This is a genomic window from Bacteroidales bacterium (genome assembly GCA_014860585.1).
In the GTDB taxonomy this organism is placed as follows: domain Bacteria; phylum Bacteroidota; class Bacteroidia; order Bacteroidales; family 4484-276; genus RZYY01.
In genome coordinates this window covers 20,438-38,504 of record JACZJL010000143.1, presented here as the reverse complement: position 1 = coordinate 38,504, position 18,067 = coordinate 20,438, and the positions used below count along the sequence as shown (strand labels likewise).

The following is an 18,067-nucleotide window of genomic DNA, read 5'->3' as shown; positions in this document are numbered from 1 at the left end:
TCTTAGTTATTTAAAATTTCCAATCTATTTATCATTAGAACGTATTCAGGTCAATAGGTCTCATTGTGCCAAACCATTTGATCACGCGCTCACCGTTGCGGCCGCCGGATTCTTTGACATGAATCAAATAAATACCTCCGGCAATAGGAATTCCGGCAAAGTTTTTCAGATCCCAATCAATAGAGGTCTGTGCATCTGTATCCTCGCCATTAGTGGAGGCCCGTGGGTTGGGAATGCCTGTTTTATCAACGTTATACTGTCGTATGAGTGTCCCGCTGATATTGTAGATTGTGACAGTACAACGAGGTGGAAGATTGATAATCTTTACCCTGGTATCCAGTTGATTTCGTTCATAACCTGGCCCATCGGCATAAGCGTAGTAAGGATTTGGTACTACATTGATCATGTCAAGGTGCTGATCATTTTGTTGTGCTGAGAACGGTACAGCCTCCATTCCGGTAGTCTCAAATTCATAAGCCGGATTAAAATTGTTCGTATTCACAGGATTGTCTGGCTCCACTGCTCTAGATAAATACCGCTGATATGGTTTCCCAACCCTAATTTTTATGGTTGCATCATTGCCGGCAGGCAACCAGGGTTGATTTTCAGCTTTTAACGGGATATTAACCCACTGACAACTCTGGTAAATTGCCGGGAGAACCACGGTACCGATAGGTAGGGAGTCTGAACTGATTTTGAACGTATGATACAGTTTCACACCAGCATCATAGGCAGTAAAATCGAAGTTAAAAGCATTTGCTCCAGATCCAATGATAACCTTGCGATTATCCATAACATAGAGATAATGCATACCACCTAATACCGGGGCAAAATTTGTTTCATTTACTACTGTGGAAGTAGGGTTCCATTGCATATCCCTTCCATTGTCGCCAGCAAGCCAGGAGTTTTCACCAAACATTACATTTAACCTTTCACCGGTTTCCAAATTAATTGCATAACCAGGGAACCAGCCCATTCCTGTTGCAGAGACGTAATTTGCATCAGCAGGATCCATACTTGGTGCGGCCTGCGGGTCAGCAAATACTCCATCCTTGTTCACTGAAGGTGAACGACGCAAGGTATATTGAGGTGCATTTCCTTCAGCGAGCATTGGGTCAGGACACAATTCCACAACCGGGCATCTGGTCCATTGTGATTTGTCACTTGTAAGTACAACATCAATACTGGAAATATTTTTTAAATCTGCAGGTTTTGATCCAGTTGGTGCAGGACCATGACCATAATCCATATTAATCCGTGTAGCAACCAGTGGGAAAGGCGCCCATGTTCCTCCGGTCAAGTCCTCACCAAATATCCTGACAGTCATCGGGATAACTTTTTCATAATACTGCCCGGCATCAAGTGGGCTGTCGGCGCTCATATTCCAGTCGTTATACGGGCTGTTTCCGTCAACATAAACACCTGATCTTATCCAGTTGAGCGGATTTGAAGGAACATCAAAATCAGGTACACCAGAGAACCAAAGCTGCGAGCTGTCCTGATAGATGATCTCTGACTTGATAAAAGCATTATTTACAGCATTTGTTTCTCCGGGGAAAGCAATCTGTTCCATATTCACAGATACACCCAGTTCTGGAATTATCTGTTCATTTCGTTGGTCAATAGTAGTGTCTGATATCCAACTATTACCACCCTCATCAATAAGTCTCCAGTTTGCTCTGGCAATTGTAAGCGTGTCATAAATTGTATCGTTGGCAGTTGACACTGTAAATGGCATTTCCACATCGAAAAGTTCAACCCTGAATTTCCCGCTTTTAATGTTCATTGGATCTACAACCTTAACTTTTAATGGACCTTTGCCCTGAAGATATTTCGGGTTGTAAACTATCGGATAGTTCGCATCGCCTATAACCGTAGAAGGAATCAGTTTTTGTTGCAACGACTTAATGCCATAGGGAGGATTAACGTAATTTGGATATTCAATAGGTGGTTTAGCAAGCAATTCCTGAATGCTTTCAGGGCTCATGTCAATCCCCACACCGGCGTTACCCTGACCCTGCAATCGGGTAATTGGGAAGCCGTCTCCATATTCGGAATTCAACTCCATTCCACCAACGGTTTTATGAGGAATTGCCGTGTAAACTTTTATGTTCTTCCTTCCGGCCAGGTAAGGTCTTTTTTGCCCAAACAAACCGTTAAGAACGCCGGGTTCTTCACTGTAAGGCGAATACTCATTGAACGCGTAAGCCAACACCATGAAATAATACTGCCTATGATTGACCAACTTAGGATCTTTTTCAGCAAAGGCGTCTTGTGTTAATTCAAAGGAGTGGCTAATCCCTTCATCACGTCCAACAACTTCAACTACCGGAACACTAAACCCTATGGACTGGTCGAAATAAATGTTGACTAACTTGGAAATTCCATTTTTGATATCATACTGAGCCACCAGGCGAGCCAGGTCAGGATCATCAAGGCTTTCGACACTAACTTCCGGGTAGCGAAGCTGGTAGATTTGGTAACCTTCAAAGAAATAGGTTCTCAATGAATCTTCGACATTTTGAGGTAATGGGATAGAATCCTCCAATAATTGAATGTTAGGATCAATTTCTGAGTAAGATTCTTTGTAGTTGTTTGATCCTTTACGGTTGGATATAAAGACAATGAGCTTGCGATCTGTTTCAAGAAAGGAAAGGTCCGGAGCATCCGGCCCATCAAGCACTTTAAAGCAGTTATCAAACAAGGCCTGGCATTTATCATCCACCACTCGCAATAATTCTACTGAAGCCCAGGGACCACCGGTAGTAGCACGTGCCCAGGGGATACCCACAGTGATGTAGTTAACAGCACCTGGTTCCAGGGTAAACGGGCCGGCAGACTGCATGAAACGACGGTCACCGGGTTGATTATTTTGGGTTTCTTCTGTCCAGTATTTGCCATCCTGGTTAAAACCATCATTGGGTGGCACGCCTCCAGTACCCCAGTTGCACGGGTCAGTATCGCTTGGAAACATAAAGTCACAATCAGGACCAACTGCTGCTGCATCGCTCACATGTGCAGTTCCGCCATAGGACATTTTAGTATTGTCTTTCCAGATTCCTCTGAGGTAGTTGTAATATTCCGGTGCTAAACTCGGGTCGGTAGTTGCCGGGTTGGGTGAAGTGTTATTGTGGTAAACATATCTTCTCATACCAAAACGCTCATTATCCACAATACCATCACCAAAGTTCACACCATTGATACTTACATCACAAATTTGAATTTGATCAATAGTATCTCCCTGTGCATTGGTAACAAAAATAAATTTTGGATTATCGGTATTATCCGGATCCATATATGGCCCCTGGAAGAAGTCCACTCCGATGGCAGGAGGTTGTTCCCCATAGGCTTCAACCTCACCGGTTCCGTCAATTGGGAAACCATTGTAGCAATAACCAAGTCCTCTTCCCACATCACAACCTACATAATCGTCCCAGGCGTAGCCAAGGTCAGTGTCAACCCATTGGCTAAAATAGGTTTGGGTCAACGAAAAAGTTGAACGGTTAATGATTTCATAACTGTAAAAGGTCATGTTATTAATTTCATCATTTGTAGCAAAGCCAAAAGACTGGCCTCTGATTTCCAAACCAATAGCCGCTCCCTTGGTTTCAGTGTGGATATTTCCTTTATCATTAAAAACCCACCAAAGTGTTTGGTCGCCTTTAATGACCTGGTCGGCAAGAATCCCATACTTCCAGTTTTCAGGATCGTCAGGATGGTAAAACTGGGCATCCATTGTAGGGGTTTGGGTGCGGCACAGGCTATTGTCTATATCATAATAGGGATAGTCGCCTTGTGTCGGATCGTAATTTCCATCACCGTCAGTATCCACAAAAGGCGCCAGGTAATAACTTTGTCCTTTGGCTACGTCGCCGTGTGCCGGCCAATTCAGGATTTCATCGGGGATTACATAGCCGGGAAACTCTTCAGCACGATTTGTGCTGTTCCACCATGCAAGGTAGTCATCCACCATCTGACGGGTCATTCTGAACATCTGATCATACTGGGCGCAGGTTTCTTCATCTATGGATGCATCAACCATCGAAAGGGGGCCTGGCCAATAATCAATACCAACCTGCCTGTAACGCTGAGCGGCAAGTTTCAACTGACCGTTAACGTCAAGACCACCAATCCAGAGAGAAGCAGAAAACATGGAGGTTTTTTCTGTGTTGGCGGGTACATAATATTGTGCCCTGTCGAAATTCCACCACATATCTCCGCCAGTATTGATTCGGGCACGAACATTATTTACGTCAAGGAAAGCAAAACCTGCACCTGCAGGACATCCTGCTGCACTGGCTTTAATCTCCCTGGACTTTTCTTCGTTAACATATTTTTCTGCATAGCCCTGCTGGACAATTAAGCTCATCACAGCAAACACCAACAGCGTGTGTAAAATGTTTTTCATCTCTATACTTATTTTATTATTTGCTTTATTCATAAAATCAAGCGATTGAAAAAATTGATCTAAAAGTTAAAAACAACACCAAGCCTTATCTGGCGGGGTAAACTGTAATTAAATGGCGAATTCATCCTCAATGCATACAGATCGCGGTAAGCTTCCGGGTCAGTTGATGTATTGATGTTACTCTGCCATTCAGGAGCAGTGAGGTAACCATCATCATCCGGACTTCCTGTGGCAGGATAAACGCTGATGATGTTCTTGGTATCCAGAAGGTTTAAAAATTGCAGATAAACGTTAAGGTATGTGGTAGCATTGGGCTTTTTCGACACCTGAATATCTCTGTCTAAACGAGCATCAATTCGAAACTGCCAGGGCAAACGTGAACCATTTATGGATCCGTCCAGCTGATAACCACCGCCACCGGCATACACTCCAATGATATTATCTGACCTTGTGAAAGGTGTTCCCGAACCGCCGCTAAGCGTAAAGTTGGCGCCTGTATTTTGCAACCATTGAATGGTTTTAACCTGTTCTGTACCTTTAATCTGCTTGGTAGAGGTTGGCCCGGTATATCCTTTCCCTTCGCCAAACCTGTAATCAAGACTTATGTTAAAAGAATGCCTCCTGTCCCAATCCAACGGGAAGACCTGCCTGAGGTTTGGTAAGCCTGCGCTGACAAGTGCAGCAGCAGTATTCGGACTTGACCCGGTTCCGTCAGCAAACTGAAGCGTGTAACTTACCCTTGCTCTAACATTGCTTGTTCTTCTCAGGTCATATTCAACAGTCAACCCTTTAACTGTTGCAAAGTCGAGATTGGTGTAACTATCGTAAAGTGAAGTAGCTCCTGTGTAAGCACCTGTGTAGCGGAAATATTGAATCTGATCGCGCATTTCGCGATAGAATGCTGATAATTTAAGAGAGGATGAATTGCTTATCTTTTGCTGGAAGCCCAGTTCATAATCAATGGTTTTTTCAGGTTTTAGATTGGGATTATTGATACTTCCACGTTGTGCAATGAAAAAATAATCCGTTGGATCCATTCTCAATGCAGAAGTTGGCCTCTGGGTAAGAATATCGTAGTGAGCAAAGAAAAGTGCTTCATCAGAAATCGGGAAAGAGAATGAAATACGGGGCATTACACTTACCTGAGGATCATAATCTTTAAAAACATCTGATGTAATTTGATTTTGCCCCGGGTTAACAAGGTACGGTGTAATGCCATTTCCTGCATCAAGTATTTCAGGGTTTTGAATAACACTACCGGTAGCATTGTACCATACACTTCCTTCGCGATATCCTAATATTTCTGAAGGATTGTCTTTATTATCAATATAAACCACTGCATCACCGCTAACACTACCCGGATGGGTCACCTGCTTTCCACCGACTGTTTTTACCTCATCAGCAGTATATGCTGAATAGAACAGGTAAGGATCTTTCAGTACCATCTGGTTGGCATCAAAGCGGTCAACACGAACTCCAATGTTAAAAATCAAATCGTCGAATGCAAATTTATCCTGGATATAACCTGCCATGTAAATAGGTTGGAATGCTCCAATATCCCGTGTATTATAGAATTTGGTCTGCCCGTTTGGTAGTAAGATGCTTTCTGTTTTGTTGAAAAAATCATCAAACGCGGGACGACTTGATTGTTTATTACCATAAGGATCGTATCCATAGTAATTTACATAGCTGAAACCATCGTTGAACAACTCATCGGGACTGAACATATCAATGGATAAACCTCCTCTGAGAGGAATGTTTTTATTTAAATTTCCATTGGCATCGAAATAACTGATGGTTTGGGTGTTTGGATCGTAAGAATCAATGTCAATCCAATCGGTACCTTGAACATTCAATCCAAGTCTTTCCCTGAGATTGATATCAAAAATCCGCTGATCCGTGAAACTATAGAGTCGGTCATAATTGATAGTATCCTGAAAAACACCATCCACCACAACAAGATGTGCACTGCTTTTATCCAATTCGTTGATGTGCGCATTGGTGATCTGACGCATCATAGTCCAAAGACCTACAGGACCATATCCATAAGAGCTATTTGTGCGCTGTTCGTATTGCAAACCGAACTCAATCGCGTGGTTTCCGATGTCGGCAGATGCATTGGCAGAAATCCCCACCTGTGAGTTATTTGCTACCGAGTATCCATTGTATTGTGCCCCTAAACCCTGCCACATCGTGTAAACATTATCAGGCGACTGTCCATTAAGTAAACCACCATAAAGTTGCACCTGATTGGAATTAAGCCAGTATCCATTAGCTGGATCTCTCCAATCGCCTTTCTCAGGATAAAACTCATAATACTGCTCCGTATAGCGGGCTACTACAGGATTAAATTCGTAAGGCTGGAAAGTGAATGCAGTATCCTGGAAAGCATTTTGCACCCAAACATTGGAATAAATCTGACCATTAACGGTATCAGTTCCAATCTCGTAGGACCTGCGCTTGTAAGTATCATATTTCCCCAAATACCCATATTTGAAAAGATCGTCACGATGGGAATCATCCTCAACCACCTGATAAAATTTCGAGTAGTCGGCCTGGATCGTATAAAAAACATTCCTGATTGTGGAACTACTCTCCCGGTCAGTTGAAAATCTTTGGGTTAACCTGCCATAAACACGCCATGTATTATTGTAAACATGGGGATTATTTTCGTAGTTAAACAAAGAGCCTGCATACTGAAACGCCTTGTAATCCTGTACGTTGTAGGAGCCACCAATTGACATATTGACCGTGGGAGAAACTTTGATATCAATTTTCCCTGACAAACTCACATCAAGAGAGTTTGTATTCTGCGTATTTTCAATGCTTTCGGTATCCGCTTTTTTTGTAAACAAACTGTTATCGAATGAGCCGAAACCTGTTCCTGAGGGTCGCAGTGGGTTTTCTTTCAAATAGGCAAGATACTCATCCGTTACCTTGTCAATCGACCCGCTGACTGAAGGCCTTCCATCCTCACGGTAAACAACATCGCCGGCAATAAAATAGCCAAGGATTGAGGATTTGTTACCATCCTGGTTTTTTGTCAGAATTGGTCCCTGCAAACTAAATCCAAGACGATTATAGCCGAACTTATCGAGAAACTGGGAAGTTTGTAACTCCAGTCCGCCACCGAATTCGCGAGAAGGGCCTTTTGTTGTCAAACTGATAATACCCCCCGTAGCATCTCCAAACCTAGCGGGTACACCACCAAGAATAACAGCTACCTGCTCGATGGACGACTCAGGCATGTTGGTTGAACCCAATACGCGCATTCCATCAATATAATAAACTGTCCCTTCCTGCCGCTGACCACGGATACTGATGCTACCGCCGTCGGCATCTGAATAAACACCTCCCACCGTGGTAGCAATTGAGGTTGCTGACCGGTTGGGCATTTTTTCAATTTCCTCGGATGTCAGGGTGGCGCCGGATGTTGTCTGGTCTTTGGAGATGAGCGGTATCTTGTATTCAGTAACCTCTACTGTCTCTAAAACTTCAGCCGTAGCCTTTAGTTCAATGTCCGAAAAGGTAATTTGATCCGCACGAACAACTACTCCCGATATCTCTCGAGACTGATAGCCAACGAAAGAAGCCCTTACTGAATAGTTACCGGGTCTTAATGACCTGACAGCATATTTGCCGTCAAAATCGGTTGTGGCACCTGTCAGAAGGTTACCTCCCGAATAAATCGCCACGTTGGCAAACGGAATGGGTTCTTTTGTATCCGCATCAAGTATCTGCCCTTGAATGGAGCCTGTTTGGGAAAATGCCAACAGGTTGATTGCCAACAAACCTACAATTGTTAAAAGTAAATGTTTTAACATATCATATAATTTTACGTTAGATTATACTTTGTTGCTAAAGGGCGGTAAAATTAGTAATAAAAAAATCTTACGGCCAAACCTTTTTTCTTTTAGTCCTCTATTTAAAATGATACTTAATTAATATTTTCGTTTCAGTACCTCTGAGTAAATCACTGCACTACGCAAATTAAACGCACTTGAATAATGAGATTCAGTCACTTCCAACTCATGTTCCTGCAGTTTCATGTCCTTTTCCAGTTCAACGATCTTATCTTCCAGGCTACTCCTTGACAAGTATCCCATCTCAAGTGATTCGCCCTCCTTGTAACTTTTACTCTCAAGGTATTTCTGATATTCATTTCTTTCACTGACGCTCTCCTCATCAAAATTTCTGGTTACTTCAACCGGCCTCGTTTCATATTCTGGCACTAATACTTCTTCCTCTCCCAGTAACTCTTCGAGTATCTTTTTGAATCCTGAGTCTGGCGGCGCTTCTGTGCCTGCTCCTGCCGGTTTCTGTTCATCATACTGCCGGTTCTGCTCCTGCCTGGCCTGAGCCGCTTCCATTTCAGCTTTTTTTCGCTTCTTCTTCTGACTCTGTTGATAAAATGAGAAAACAAGCCAAACAACAAGCATTAAGTAGTAAATGTAATCTTCCATTTTGAAAAACTATTTTTCGCAACTTGAACAAGTAAAAATACAAGGCACAAATGAACCCTGTCCAAAAAATCAGTTTTCGGCTCTTAAATGTAAGTTTTCGGTTTAGAGGAAATCCCTTTAACCTAACTACGATTTAGCCTCTAAACCACTGTATTAATGATATTTATGATGTAAAAGCTAAAGCCATTGGTTGCAACAAGCCGTTTTAATATCTTTACAAATTTTTCTTGTTCAAATCTGGGTTAATGTATTAATTATCTATTTATAATATTGATTTACAATTGATTTAATATTTTAAGAACCATTTCTTTTTTTCTTCGGGCAACAGGAACTTCGGTGCCATCTGACATCAAAATAAAACCGCCTTCATGTTTTAAAAATCCTTTGATATAGCGGAGATTTACCAGATGTGACTTGTGCGGACGCATAAAATCGAAGTCGTGAAGCAACTTTTCGGTTTCCTTCAGTGTCTTTGAAACAAGCAATGTTTTCGCGTCCGTGAAGAAAAACCTGGTGTAGTAATTATCCGATTCACACCTTATTATATTGTTTACCATTATCAGATGGATTTTATCGGCAGTTGTGAGGGTGATCTTTTGTGAATCGGTCGCCTTTTTATGCGCTTCGATAAGTTCGTCAATATTTTGTCCTTCAAGATATTTTTGTTGTTCCTTAATGTATTCCGCCCTGTTCACTGCATTAATCAAGTCCTGAGGAATAATGGGTTTAAGCAGGTAATCCAGGGCATTGTATTTAAAGGCCCTAATGGCAAACTGATCAAATGCTGTTGTAAAAACTATCTGAAAATCAATTTTATCAAGGTAGTCGAGCAACTTAAAACCACTCCCATCCTGCATCTGAATATCAAGAAAAACAAGGTCGGGCTGAGTACTCTTTATCACCTCCATTCCGGAGCGGACACCATCAGCTTCGCCTACCAGCATTACATTGTGGCAATAACGCTCAACCAGACTGGTCAGCGTACTGCGTGATTGCTTTTCATCATCAATGATAACGGCTCTGATCAATTTCTTGCTCTCCTCCCAGCGGAAAAAGTTAACAATGCAGATTATTTATTGCAAAAATAACTTTTTAATGGAATGAACAACCTTTAAATCTCCTGATAGGCAATGAATAATTCGACTTTGGTTCCGGCTGGGTTTCCAGCTTCATCCAACAAATCAGTAACTTTAACCGAAAAAAGGTCATGGTCCTTTTTATTAAAAATATCTAACCTTTCTTTAGAGATCATCATCCCTTTCGACTTCTGATTCAAGCCAGTCTGTTTCTTAATTTCTTCTGCTTTTGCCCTCCCAATGCCATCATCAGCAATAATACAATGGATACTGCTTCCCTCTTTTTCAAAATTTATATCGATCCTCCCTTTAGCGGGTTTGTGCAACAATCCATGAATAATAGCATTTTCGATGTAGGGTTGAATAATCATTGGTGGTATTCCGGTAAACTCCTCATCAATTTCAGGAGCGATGCTAATTGTGTAAGCAAACTTGTCGTCGAAACGGAGTTTCTCTATTTCGAGGTAATGACTGATAGCGAGTATTTCTTCTGAAAGAGGAATTACTGATTCGGTCGAGTTGACCATGATCATTCGCATGAGTTGGGAAAACCTGCTAAGGTAGTTCACGGCTTGGTCTATGTCCTTGGATAAAATGAAACTTTGGATAGAGTTGAGTGAATTGAAAATAAAGTGCGGGTTCATTTGCAGGCGCAAGGCTTTTTGTTGTATGTCGAGCAATTGATTTTCGATTTGTAACATCTTATTGTTTGTCATGTTCTTTTTTTGCAAAAAGCGATAACGCCTGTAAACAACGTACCATATTCCTGCCATCAAGATCAGGAAAAGTGAAATGCGAAAAAGCCAGGTCTGATGCCATTGAGGCCTGACAATTACAGTGATTACAACACCATCTTTGTTCCATACTCCATCGCTGCTTGAACCGATTACCCTGAAGTAATATGTACCCGGATTCACTTTGGTGTATTCAGCAAAATTTTTTGATCCGTCAACATAGGTCCAGTCATTGTTATAGTTCTCGAGGATATAGGCAAACTGGCTTTTGTGGGGGTTTATAAAATCGAGTGCCGTAAACTCAAAAGAGAAAAAATTATCCTCAGCTTTAAGGGCTATTGTATCCTTATGCCTGATTTCACCAGGTTGCTGAATATTAAACAATTTAAATCCTGAGATCAGGATATCCGGAACGTCAGGATTGCTTTGTATTTCAGAAGGATGAAACAGGTTAAATCCATTCATTCCACCGAAAAACATAAGTCCGTTGCTGCTTTTGAGCAATGCCAGTGCATTAAATTCGCTACTTTGCAAGCCATCGGTTACATCATAATTAACGAATATGTTATTATGCTTATCAAACCTCGACAGCCCCCAATTGGTGCTCATCCACAACAGACCATCTTCATCTTCTAAAATGCCGTAAATTACATTATTAGGTAATCCGTCCTCAACAGTATAGGATTGAGTAAAACGGCCGCTTGCCCTGTCAAATAATAACAACCCGCCTCCGCGAGTTCCAACCCAAAAGTTCCGTTCACTGTCTTCGAACAAACAAAAAAACCTGTTAGATGAGATATTTTCTTGCTGACCTGTTGTATGCCTAAATGATGTGAAAGTATTCAAATCAGGGTTGTAGCGGTTTAATCCGTCATTGGTCGCCAGCCACATTACCCCTTCTTTATCTTCAATAATCTGATAAACTGTATTATGAGAAAGGGAAGAACTATCATCGGGATTGTTTTGGAATATTTTGATTATCTCGGTCTGTGGGTCAATACAATTAAGACCGCCCTGAGTTCCTGCCCATATTTTCCCTCGTTTATCCCTGAAGAGAGAGATCACAAAATTATCCGTAAGGCTGTTCTGGTATTGGATCGAAGGTTGAAACTGCTTTATTTTGCCTGTCGCCAAATTTAATTTATTAAGCCCTGCATCCCGGGTACCAATCCACATGTTCCCAAGGTCATCCAATATCATAGATCTGATTCTTTTGCTGGAAAGGCCGTTGTTAAGGCTAAATAAGGAGAATGAATTATTTACGCGGTCGAAGATGCTGATACCGTCATCAGTTCCAACCCAGAACACATCGGGTTCTATTTCGCAAAACGACCAGATCAGGTTGTTCACCACTGTATTTGGAGCGCCATGTGAATGAGTGAACAAGTTAAAAGTCCTGGTGAACCGGTTAATTTTATTCAATCCCTTAAAAGTTCCAAACCACATATTACCGGTTTTATCCTGAAATATCGAATAAACACGGTTATTATTAAGGCTATGTGGCAATCCCGGTTGACTAATAATTCTTTTAAAATTCTTTTTATCATCATTAAAAACACTAATTCCGCCACCATCAGTCCCAATCCAGATCACTCCGGCATTATCCTGAAAAATCGTTTTAACCGAATTGTTACTCAGACTTGAGTTATCAGTGGGGTCATGAAGAAAAACTGTGAAGGTTCCTTTATCCCAATCGAGAATATTAAGCCCGTTTTCTGTACCAATCCAGACACGACCACCGGAATCCGGAAAAATTACGTTTACCTGGTTATTGCTTAAGCTTGCAGAATCATCCGGTCGATTGAGGTATCTTATATTTTCATGTGTCCCCGGGTTGTATCTCACGAGTCCAAAATCAGTCCCGACAAGGTATTCGTCGTTGTACCGGTTGATAAACCTGACATTGTTACTTTTCGTTCGGCGGTTTGCGGCATCCCTGCTTTGATACCGCTGTACTTTACCCGTTTCCGGGTCTAAAACATTAAATCCACGTCGTGTTCCGATATAAATTTTACCGGAAGGCGCCTGGAAAAGGTGATTTATCCAATTGTCGCTCAGGGTAGTGGAATCAATCGGGTTATTCTGGAAAACAGTGATGACTCCGCTGCGGCGATCAAGATAGTTAAGCCCGTTTTCGGTACCAATCCATAGGTTCCCATCATCAGATTCAAGTAGACAATTGATGACCTCGTTGCTCAGGCCACTTTCCTTGTTGTATGTAGTAAATTTAAGTCCGTCGTATTTGTTGAGTCCATCCCAGGTGCCAATCCACAAGTAACCTTGCCTGTCCTGTACGATTGCATAAACTGTATTTTGAGAAAGCCCTTTACTGAGTGTTCTCTTCTCAGAAGTGATCAGATCAAAGAGATAATCCCTGTTTTGGGCTGTTATTCCCATGTTCAAACAGATGATCTGTGCAAACAAAAAGATGATTTTTATTGATACTGGCTTTTTCAAAATCGCATTGTATTTGAAACCATGCTGTATAATTAAGATTAATTTTTTCTTCGCTTTTTGAGTTGTTTCTTGTACCTTTTCTCAGATTCCTTCATCCGTAATTGGGTTTCCCTGGTCTGCATCTGATAATGTTGCTTTTTAACCTCCCTGTATGCTTTTTCCCGTTCATTCTCTTCCTTCTCAAGCCGTTTTTCCATTTCCCTTTGCTTTTTGATACCCTGATTTGCGCAACCTGGAGCTACCAGCAGTATTACGAGAAAAAGCAAAGTTACACTTCTGCACCTGATCATCTGTAATTCGATTGAAAAAATATATTACCGGGATTAGCGTTTGACCAAAATTCTGATACTAATAATTTTGAAAACGAAAATTTTAACTGGTTTATTTTTAGTTGTGGGATTGACGGGTTTACTCCTGCTGACGGCGTGTAATAACGACGATGATCCCCCAATTCAGACGGGTTACGTCAACATTACTATTTACCCCAACTCCACCGAATATATTTCTCTGAACAGCCCTGGCGGATACGCTTACATCAATGCCAACGAGCCAAGCCGCGGTATCTTGGTTTATCGGCTGACTTTGGAGGATTTTAAAGCTTTTGAGCGCACACCAACCTATAAACCAGACAGTTGTTGTATTTTAGACCCGGTGAGAATTTGTTCCAAAGTTATCGTTGATGAATCGAGCTTGTTCGTTGTCGATACCTGTTCCGGGTCAAAGTGGTTAATCATCGACGGAACAGTTCAGAATGGCCCGGCAACATATCCGCTGGTTCCATACCAGACTTTTTACGATGGTTTTTCGCTCAGGATTTACAATTAAGTCGTAATCATCCAATAGTTATTCATTAGAAAATTGTACGCCATCGCTTGAAGGTTAAATCCTTTTGACTGTTTTACCCTCTAATTATTCTGATAAAATACTTTAGCATATAAAAAAACCAGCCTCAGTAACCGGTTTTTTTCATCTAAATGTTGAACGCCTTTTTAAATTTATCCACATAATCCAGCTTTTCCCAGCCGAAAAACTCCACAGTTTTGAAAATCCGCTCTTTTCCGTCAACTGTTTTCCTGAATGTGGAGTCATTTTCAAAATATACTTCGACATCCTCTTTGTAGTGATCTCTTCCGAAGTGGCCGTAAGTTGTTGTCCGGGAGAAAATAGGATTTTTCAGCCCAAAATGGTTGATAATGGCGTATGGCGTTAGATCGTAAATTTCATCTACAATTTTGGCGATCAGGCTGTCCTTCATCAACTTCCCGTCAGCGTCAGTTACTTTGGCTGTTCCAAAAGTTTTAATAAAAATACCAACTGGTTTAGCAAGGCCGATGGCATAAGCCACCTGTACCAGCACTTCATCCGCTACGCCTGCAGCTACAAGGTTTTTAGCCAGATGGCGAGTGGCATAAGCCGCCGAACGGTCAACTTTCGAGGCATCCTTGCCTGAAAATGCGCCGCCGCCATGAGCTACTCTACCTCCGTAAGTGTCAACAATAATTTTGCGTCCGGTGAGACCGGTATCGCCGTGTGGCCCACCAGTTACAAATTTCCCCGTAGGATTAATATGGAGTTTAAAATCGTCCTTGAAAAGATGTCTGAATTTTTTCGGTGTTTCCTGAACTGCCCTTGGAATCAGATATTTCCTTACATCATCTTCGATTCTAGCGGACATTGCCTGGTCAGTATCAAATTCATCGTGAAGTGTGGAAACTACGATGGTATCAATGCGTACCGGTGTGTTGTCGTCGTCATATTCAACGGTGACCTGCGACTTGGAGTCAGGGCCGAGGTAGGTCATTACTTTTCCTTCGTGACGAATTGCTGCCAGTTGCTGCATAAGAATGTGTGCCAGTTCAATCGGCAAAGGCATCAGGTTGTCCATTTCACGCACGGCATAACCGAACATCAGGCCCTGGTCACCGGCGCCCTGATTTTTTTCATCAGGTCTTTCGACTCCCTGGTTGATATCTCCTGATTGCTCGTGAATGGTTGAGATCACACCACATGAATTTCCATCAAACCGGTAAGATGGCTTGGTGTATCCGATTTTGTTAATGACATTGCGGGCAACATCCTGGACTTCAACATAACCATTGGTTTTAACTTCACCGCTTAGTACTACCAAACCAGTAGTAACCAGCGTTTCACATGCAACTTTTGAATTGGGGTCATGACGTAAAAATTCATCGAGTAAAGCATCTGAAATCTGATCGGCGACTTTGTCGGGATGCCCTTCAGACACCGACTCTGACGTAAATAAATAACTCATTTGTTGATGATTTTAAATTTGTTTTATCCGAAAATTGGAGGAAATGATGACTGGAAGGCTGTTAAAACGAATTGTTTTAGCATTTTTTTTAATGGTTGCAATCAATCAAATTTCTCCATTGGTTTAATCTGAAAATCAGATTAAAATCTGCTGCAAAAATAGGAATAATTAATAAGAAGATGGAAAAGCATTGAACAATTTTAAAAAAGCTGAATGTTTTCAGTCAGTCGCATGTCCAACTTGCTGCAAACCCTGAACACCAAATATGTTTGACTGACAGGTATTATCATCAAGGAACTCATTTCAAACTATGATTAATTGTATCTGAAGCGATCAATTTATTTAATTGGTCAATTCCCTGAAAACCTGCTCCAGCGAGTGGGCTTGCTTTTGAAGAGTCAGCACGGTAGCGTCCTGATCAACTGCAAGTTTAAAAATAGCCGGCCTGATATCAATTCCCCCTGAGGTTGTTATTTTCCATGTATTCTCACCACATTTCTCTAAAACTTTAACATTACTGATGGCCTGAATTTTAGCCTGCTCAATGTTTTTGCTGAATTCAACAAGCAGCACCTCTTTTCCCTTACTTTGTTGCTGGAGATTTTCAATTTTTCCGTCAGCAACAATTTTCCCTTTGTTGATAATAATCACCCGATCGCAGATCGCTTCTACTTCCTGCATGATGTGTGTGGAAAGCATTACGGTTTTATTGTGACCTATGGTTTTGATCAGATTCCTGATTTCGACAATCTGATTGGGATCAAGTCCTGAAGTAGGCTCATCGAGTATCAGTACCTGCGGATTATGAATCAGCGCCTGGGCAAGTCCTACTCTTTGACGATAACCTTTAGACAACATTCCGATCTTTTTGTGTCTTTCAACCTGTAAACCGGTCATCTCAATCATCTCTTCAATGCGCTTGTCAAGGTTAGGCAGTTTAAAGATTCCACCGACAAACTCAAGGTACTCCTTGACGTACATCTCAGTATACAGCGGGTTGTTCTCAGGCAGATAACCCAACACCTTGCGCACTTTGAGCGAGTTCTCCATGACATCAAATCCGTTCACTAAAGCTTGCCCGGATGTTGGGGGTATGAAACAAGAGAGAATTTTCATCATCGTTGACTTTCCGGCGCCGTTAGGGCCAAGAAAACCTACTATCTGCCCGGGTTCGATGTGAAAACTCACTTCATCAAGTGCTCTTTGTTCACCGAAAAGTTTTGATATCTTGTTTACAATGATAGACATGACATGCAGTTAAGATTACGCAGCATTGAATGCGCTTGTCAGATTATTGGGAATACCGGGAAAATCAGGTGAATTAATCGTTTAGCATCAGCGGCATGATGAGCATGAGTATGTCTTCGTTGGGGCGCTCTTCTTCATTCACGGGCTTTACCAACCCTGCGCGGTTTGGTTGCGACATTTCAAAGATAACCTCCGGTGAGTCAAGGTTGCTAAGCATTTCATGTAAAAACTTCGAGTTGAAGCCAATATCCATGTCTTCGCCATCATAATTGCAATTGAGGATTTCACGGGCCTCATTGGAATAATCGACGTCCTCGGCTGAAAGGACCAAAGAACGTCCGGTAATCGAAAACCGCAATTGATGTGTTGATTGGTTGGCAAATATTGAAACCCTGCGAATTGCGCTAAGGAGCGGAGCACGCTCTATTTGCAGTTTATTTGGATTGTCTGACGGTATTACGGCAGTGTAATTCGGGTATTTTCCTTCGATGAGCTTACAGATCAGTTGAATTCTTCCAAAAGCAAAAAAAGCATTTTTCTTGTTGTAAACAACGTTTACTTCCTGGTCTTCTGCGCCAAGCAAATTTTTGATCTGGTTTAAAGGTTTGGTTGGGATAATGATCGAATCTTCAAGTTCCACACCGATATCGAACCTGGTGTAGCGCACCAGCTTATGTGCATCTGTCGCCACAAATGAAGTGCTTTCGGGCTTCATATCGAGAAAAACTCCTGTCATTACAGGGCGCATTTCGTCGCTGCTGGCTGCAAAAACGGTTTTTGAAATGGCTTCTGACAGCACGATCGAATTGATTTTAAATTCACTTCCCTCTTCAACACCAGGAGTTTCGGGAAAATCCTCGCCATTGTGACCGTTCATCTTGTATTTACCTTCACCGGCAAGCATTTCGATGGCAAATGTGGAAGGATCGACGGTGAAAGTTACAGGAACGTCGGGGAGTGTTTTAAGGGTTTCGAGTAAGATTTTGGCTGGAATTGCCACAATACCCGGTTCATCGGACATCGTCACTTTGAGTTGTACCGTCATGGTAGTTTCAATGTCAGAAGCTGTAATTTTCAAATCGTCTCCATCAAGATTGAAAAGAAAATCATCGAGGATGGGCAGCGAATTGTTGGATCCCAGAACACCACTGATTGCCTGCAGGTTTTTAAGCAGAAAAGTACTGGATACAATGAACTTCATATGATTAAAGATTTAATTATTGTTTAACGATTTTTTTCAGCTACAATATTACAAATTATGCTTTTACGCTATCAGGATGATCGTCATTTTTTCATTAACCTTTTGTTAGTAACGGGTTTAGTTGAAACATAGGACAAAAGCCAATTCCCTGAAAACGTGTGCAAAGATAAGAACTTGTCGGTTAATGGAGTAAGTTTTTCTTTTGTAA

General features: G+C 41.7%; 10 protein-coding genes. 1 reads left to right on the top strand and 9 read right to left on the bottom strand.

Annotated elements, in window-relative coordinates; translation table 11 throughout:
* Nucleotides 1-34: 34 nt before the first annotated feature.
* The 6 genes from IH598_14775 to IH598_14750 all read right to left on the bottom strand — a co-directional run bounded on the left by IH598_14775 (nt 35) and on the right by IH598_14750 (nt 13,335).
* Nucleotides 35-4,408 (bottom strand): T9SS C-terminal target domain-containing protein, encoded by a 4,374-nt coding sequence (locus IH598_14775; GenBank protein MBE0639780.1) that lies wholly within the window; start codon nt 4,406-4,408, stop codon nt 35-37.
* A gap of 59 nt (nt 4,409-4,467) precedes the next feature.
* Complete coding sequence (locus tag IH598_14770; GenBank protein MBE0639779.1) at nt 4,468-8,232, bottom strand: carboxypeptidase regulatory-like domain-containing protein; 3,765 nt, start codon at nt 8,230-8,232, stop codon at nt 4,468-4,470.
* 117 nt (nt 8,233-8,349) lie between these two features.
* Complete coding sequence (locus tag IH598_14765; protein ID MBE0639778.1) at nt 8,350-8,871, bottom strand: hypothetical protein; 522 nt, start codon at nt 8,869-8,871, stop codon at nt 8,350-8,352.
* 275 nt (nt 8,872-9,146) lie between these two features.
* A complete protein-coding gene (locus IH598_14760; protein ID MBE0639777.1) occupies nt 9,147-9,899 on the bottom strand; it encodes a response regulator transcription factor in 753 nt (250 codons plus the stop codon).
* Between the two features lie 83 nt (nt 9,900-9,982).
* On the bottom strand, nt 9,983-13,138 hold the full coding sequence (locus IH598_14755; protein MBE0639776.1) for a histidine kinase: 3,156 nt from the start codon (nt 13,136-13,138) through the stop codon (nt 9,983-9,985).
* A 38-nt stretch (nt 13,139-13,176) separates the two neighbouring features.
* Nucleotides 13,177-13,335 carry a hypothetical protein gene (locus IH598_14750; protein MBE0639775.1) on the bottom strand — a complete coding sequence of 53 codons (159 nt, stop codon included), beginning with the start codon at nt 13,333-13,335 and terminating at the stop codon, nt 13,177-13,179.
* Between the two features lie 160 nt (nt 13,336-13,495).
* Here IH598_14750 and IH598_14745 point away from each other — a divergent pair, with 160 nt between their 5' ends.
* Nucleotides 13,496-13,963, top strand: coding sequence for a hypothetical protein (locus tag IH598_14745; protein MBE0639774.1), 468 nt, complete (start codon nt 13,496-13,498; stop codon nt 13,961-13,963).
* A gap of 145 nt (nt 13,964-14,108) precedes the next feature.
* On the opposite strand, the gene IH598_14740 is transcribed toward IH598_14745, so the two are convergent.
* The 3 genes from IH598_14740 to dnaN all read right to left on the bottom strand — a co-directional run bounded on the left by IH598_14740 (nt 14,109) and on the right by dnaN (nt 17,859).
* A complete protein-coding gene (locus IH598_14740; GenBank protein ID MBE0639773.1) occupies nt 14,109-15,410 on the bottom strand; it encodes a methionine adenosyltransferase in 1,302 nt (433 codons plus the stop codon).
* 342 nt (nt 15,411-15,752) lie between these two features.
* Entirely contained in the window at nt 15,753-16,658 is a 906-nt protein-coding gene (gene gldA / locus IH598_14735) for a gliding motility-associated ABC transporter ATP-binding subunit GldA (protein MBE0639772.1), read from the bottom strand.
* A 73-nt stretch (nt 16,659-16,731) separates the two neighbouring features.
* Entirely contained in the window at nt 16,732-17,859 is a 1,128-nt protein-coding gene (gene dnaN, locus IH598_14730; GenBank protein MBE0639771.1) for a DNA polymerase III subunit beta, read from the bottom strand.
* Nucleotides 17,860-18,067 lie beyond the last annotated feature (208 nt).

Excerpts from the sequence above, each read along its gene's own strand:
- dnaN (MBE0639771.1), bottom strand. The coding sequence starts at position 17,859 with ATGAAGTTCATTGTATCCAGTACTTTTCTGCTTAAAAACCTGCAGGCA.
- IH598_14765 (MBE0639778.1), bottom strand. The coding sequence starts at position 8,871 with ATGGAAGATTACATTTACTACTTAATGCTTGTTGTTTGGCTTGTTTTC.
- gldA (MBE0639772.1), bottom strand. The coding sequence starts at position 16,658 with ATGTCTATCATTGTAAACAAGATATCAAAACTTTTCGGTGAACAAAGA.
- IH598_14740 (MBE0639773.1), bottom strand. The coding sequence starts at position 15,410 with ATGAGTTATTTATTTACGTCAGAGTCGGTGTCTGAAGGGCATCCCGAC.
- IH598_14750 (MBE0639775.1), bottom strand. The coding sequence starts at position 13,335 with ATGGAAAAACGGCTTGAGAAGGAAGAGAATGAACGGGAAAAAGCATAC.
- IH598_14775 (MBE0639780.1), bottom strand. The coding sequence starts at position 4,408 with ATGAAAAACATTTTACACACGCTGTTGGTGTTTGCTGTGATGAGCTTA.
- IH598_14770 (MBE0639779.1), bottom strand. The coding sequence starts at position 8,232 with ATGTTAAAACATTTACTTTTAACAATTGTAGGTTTGTTGGCAATCAAC.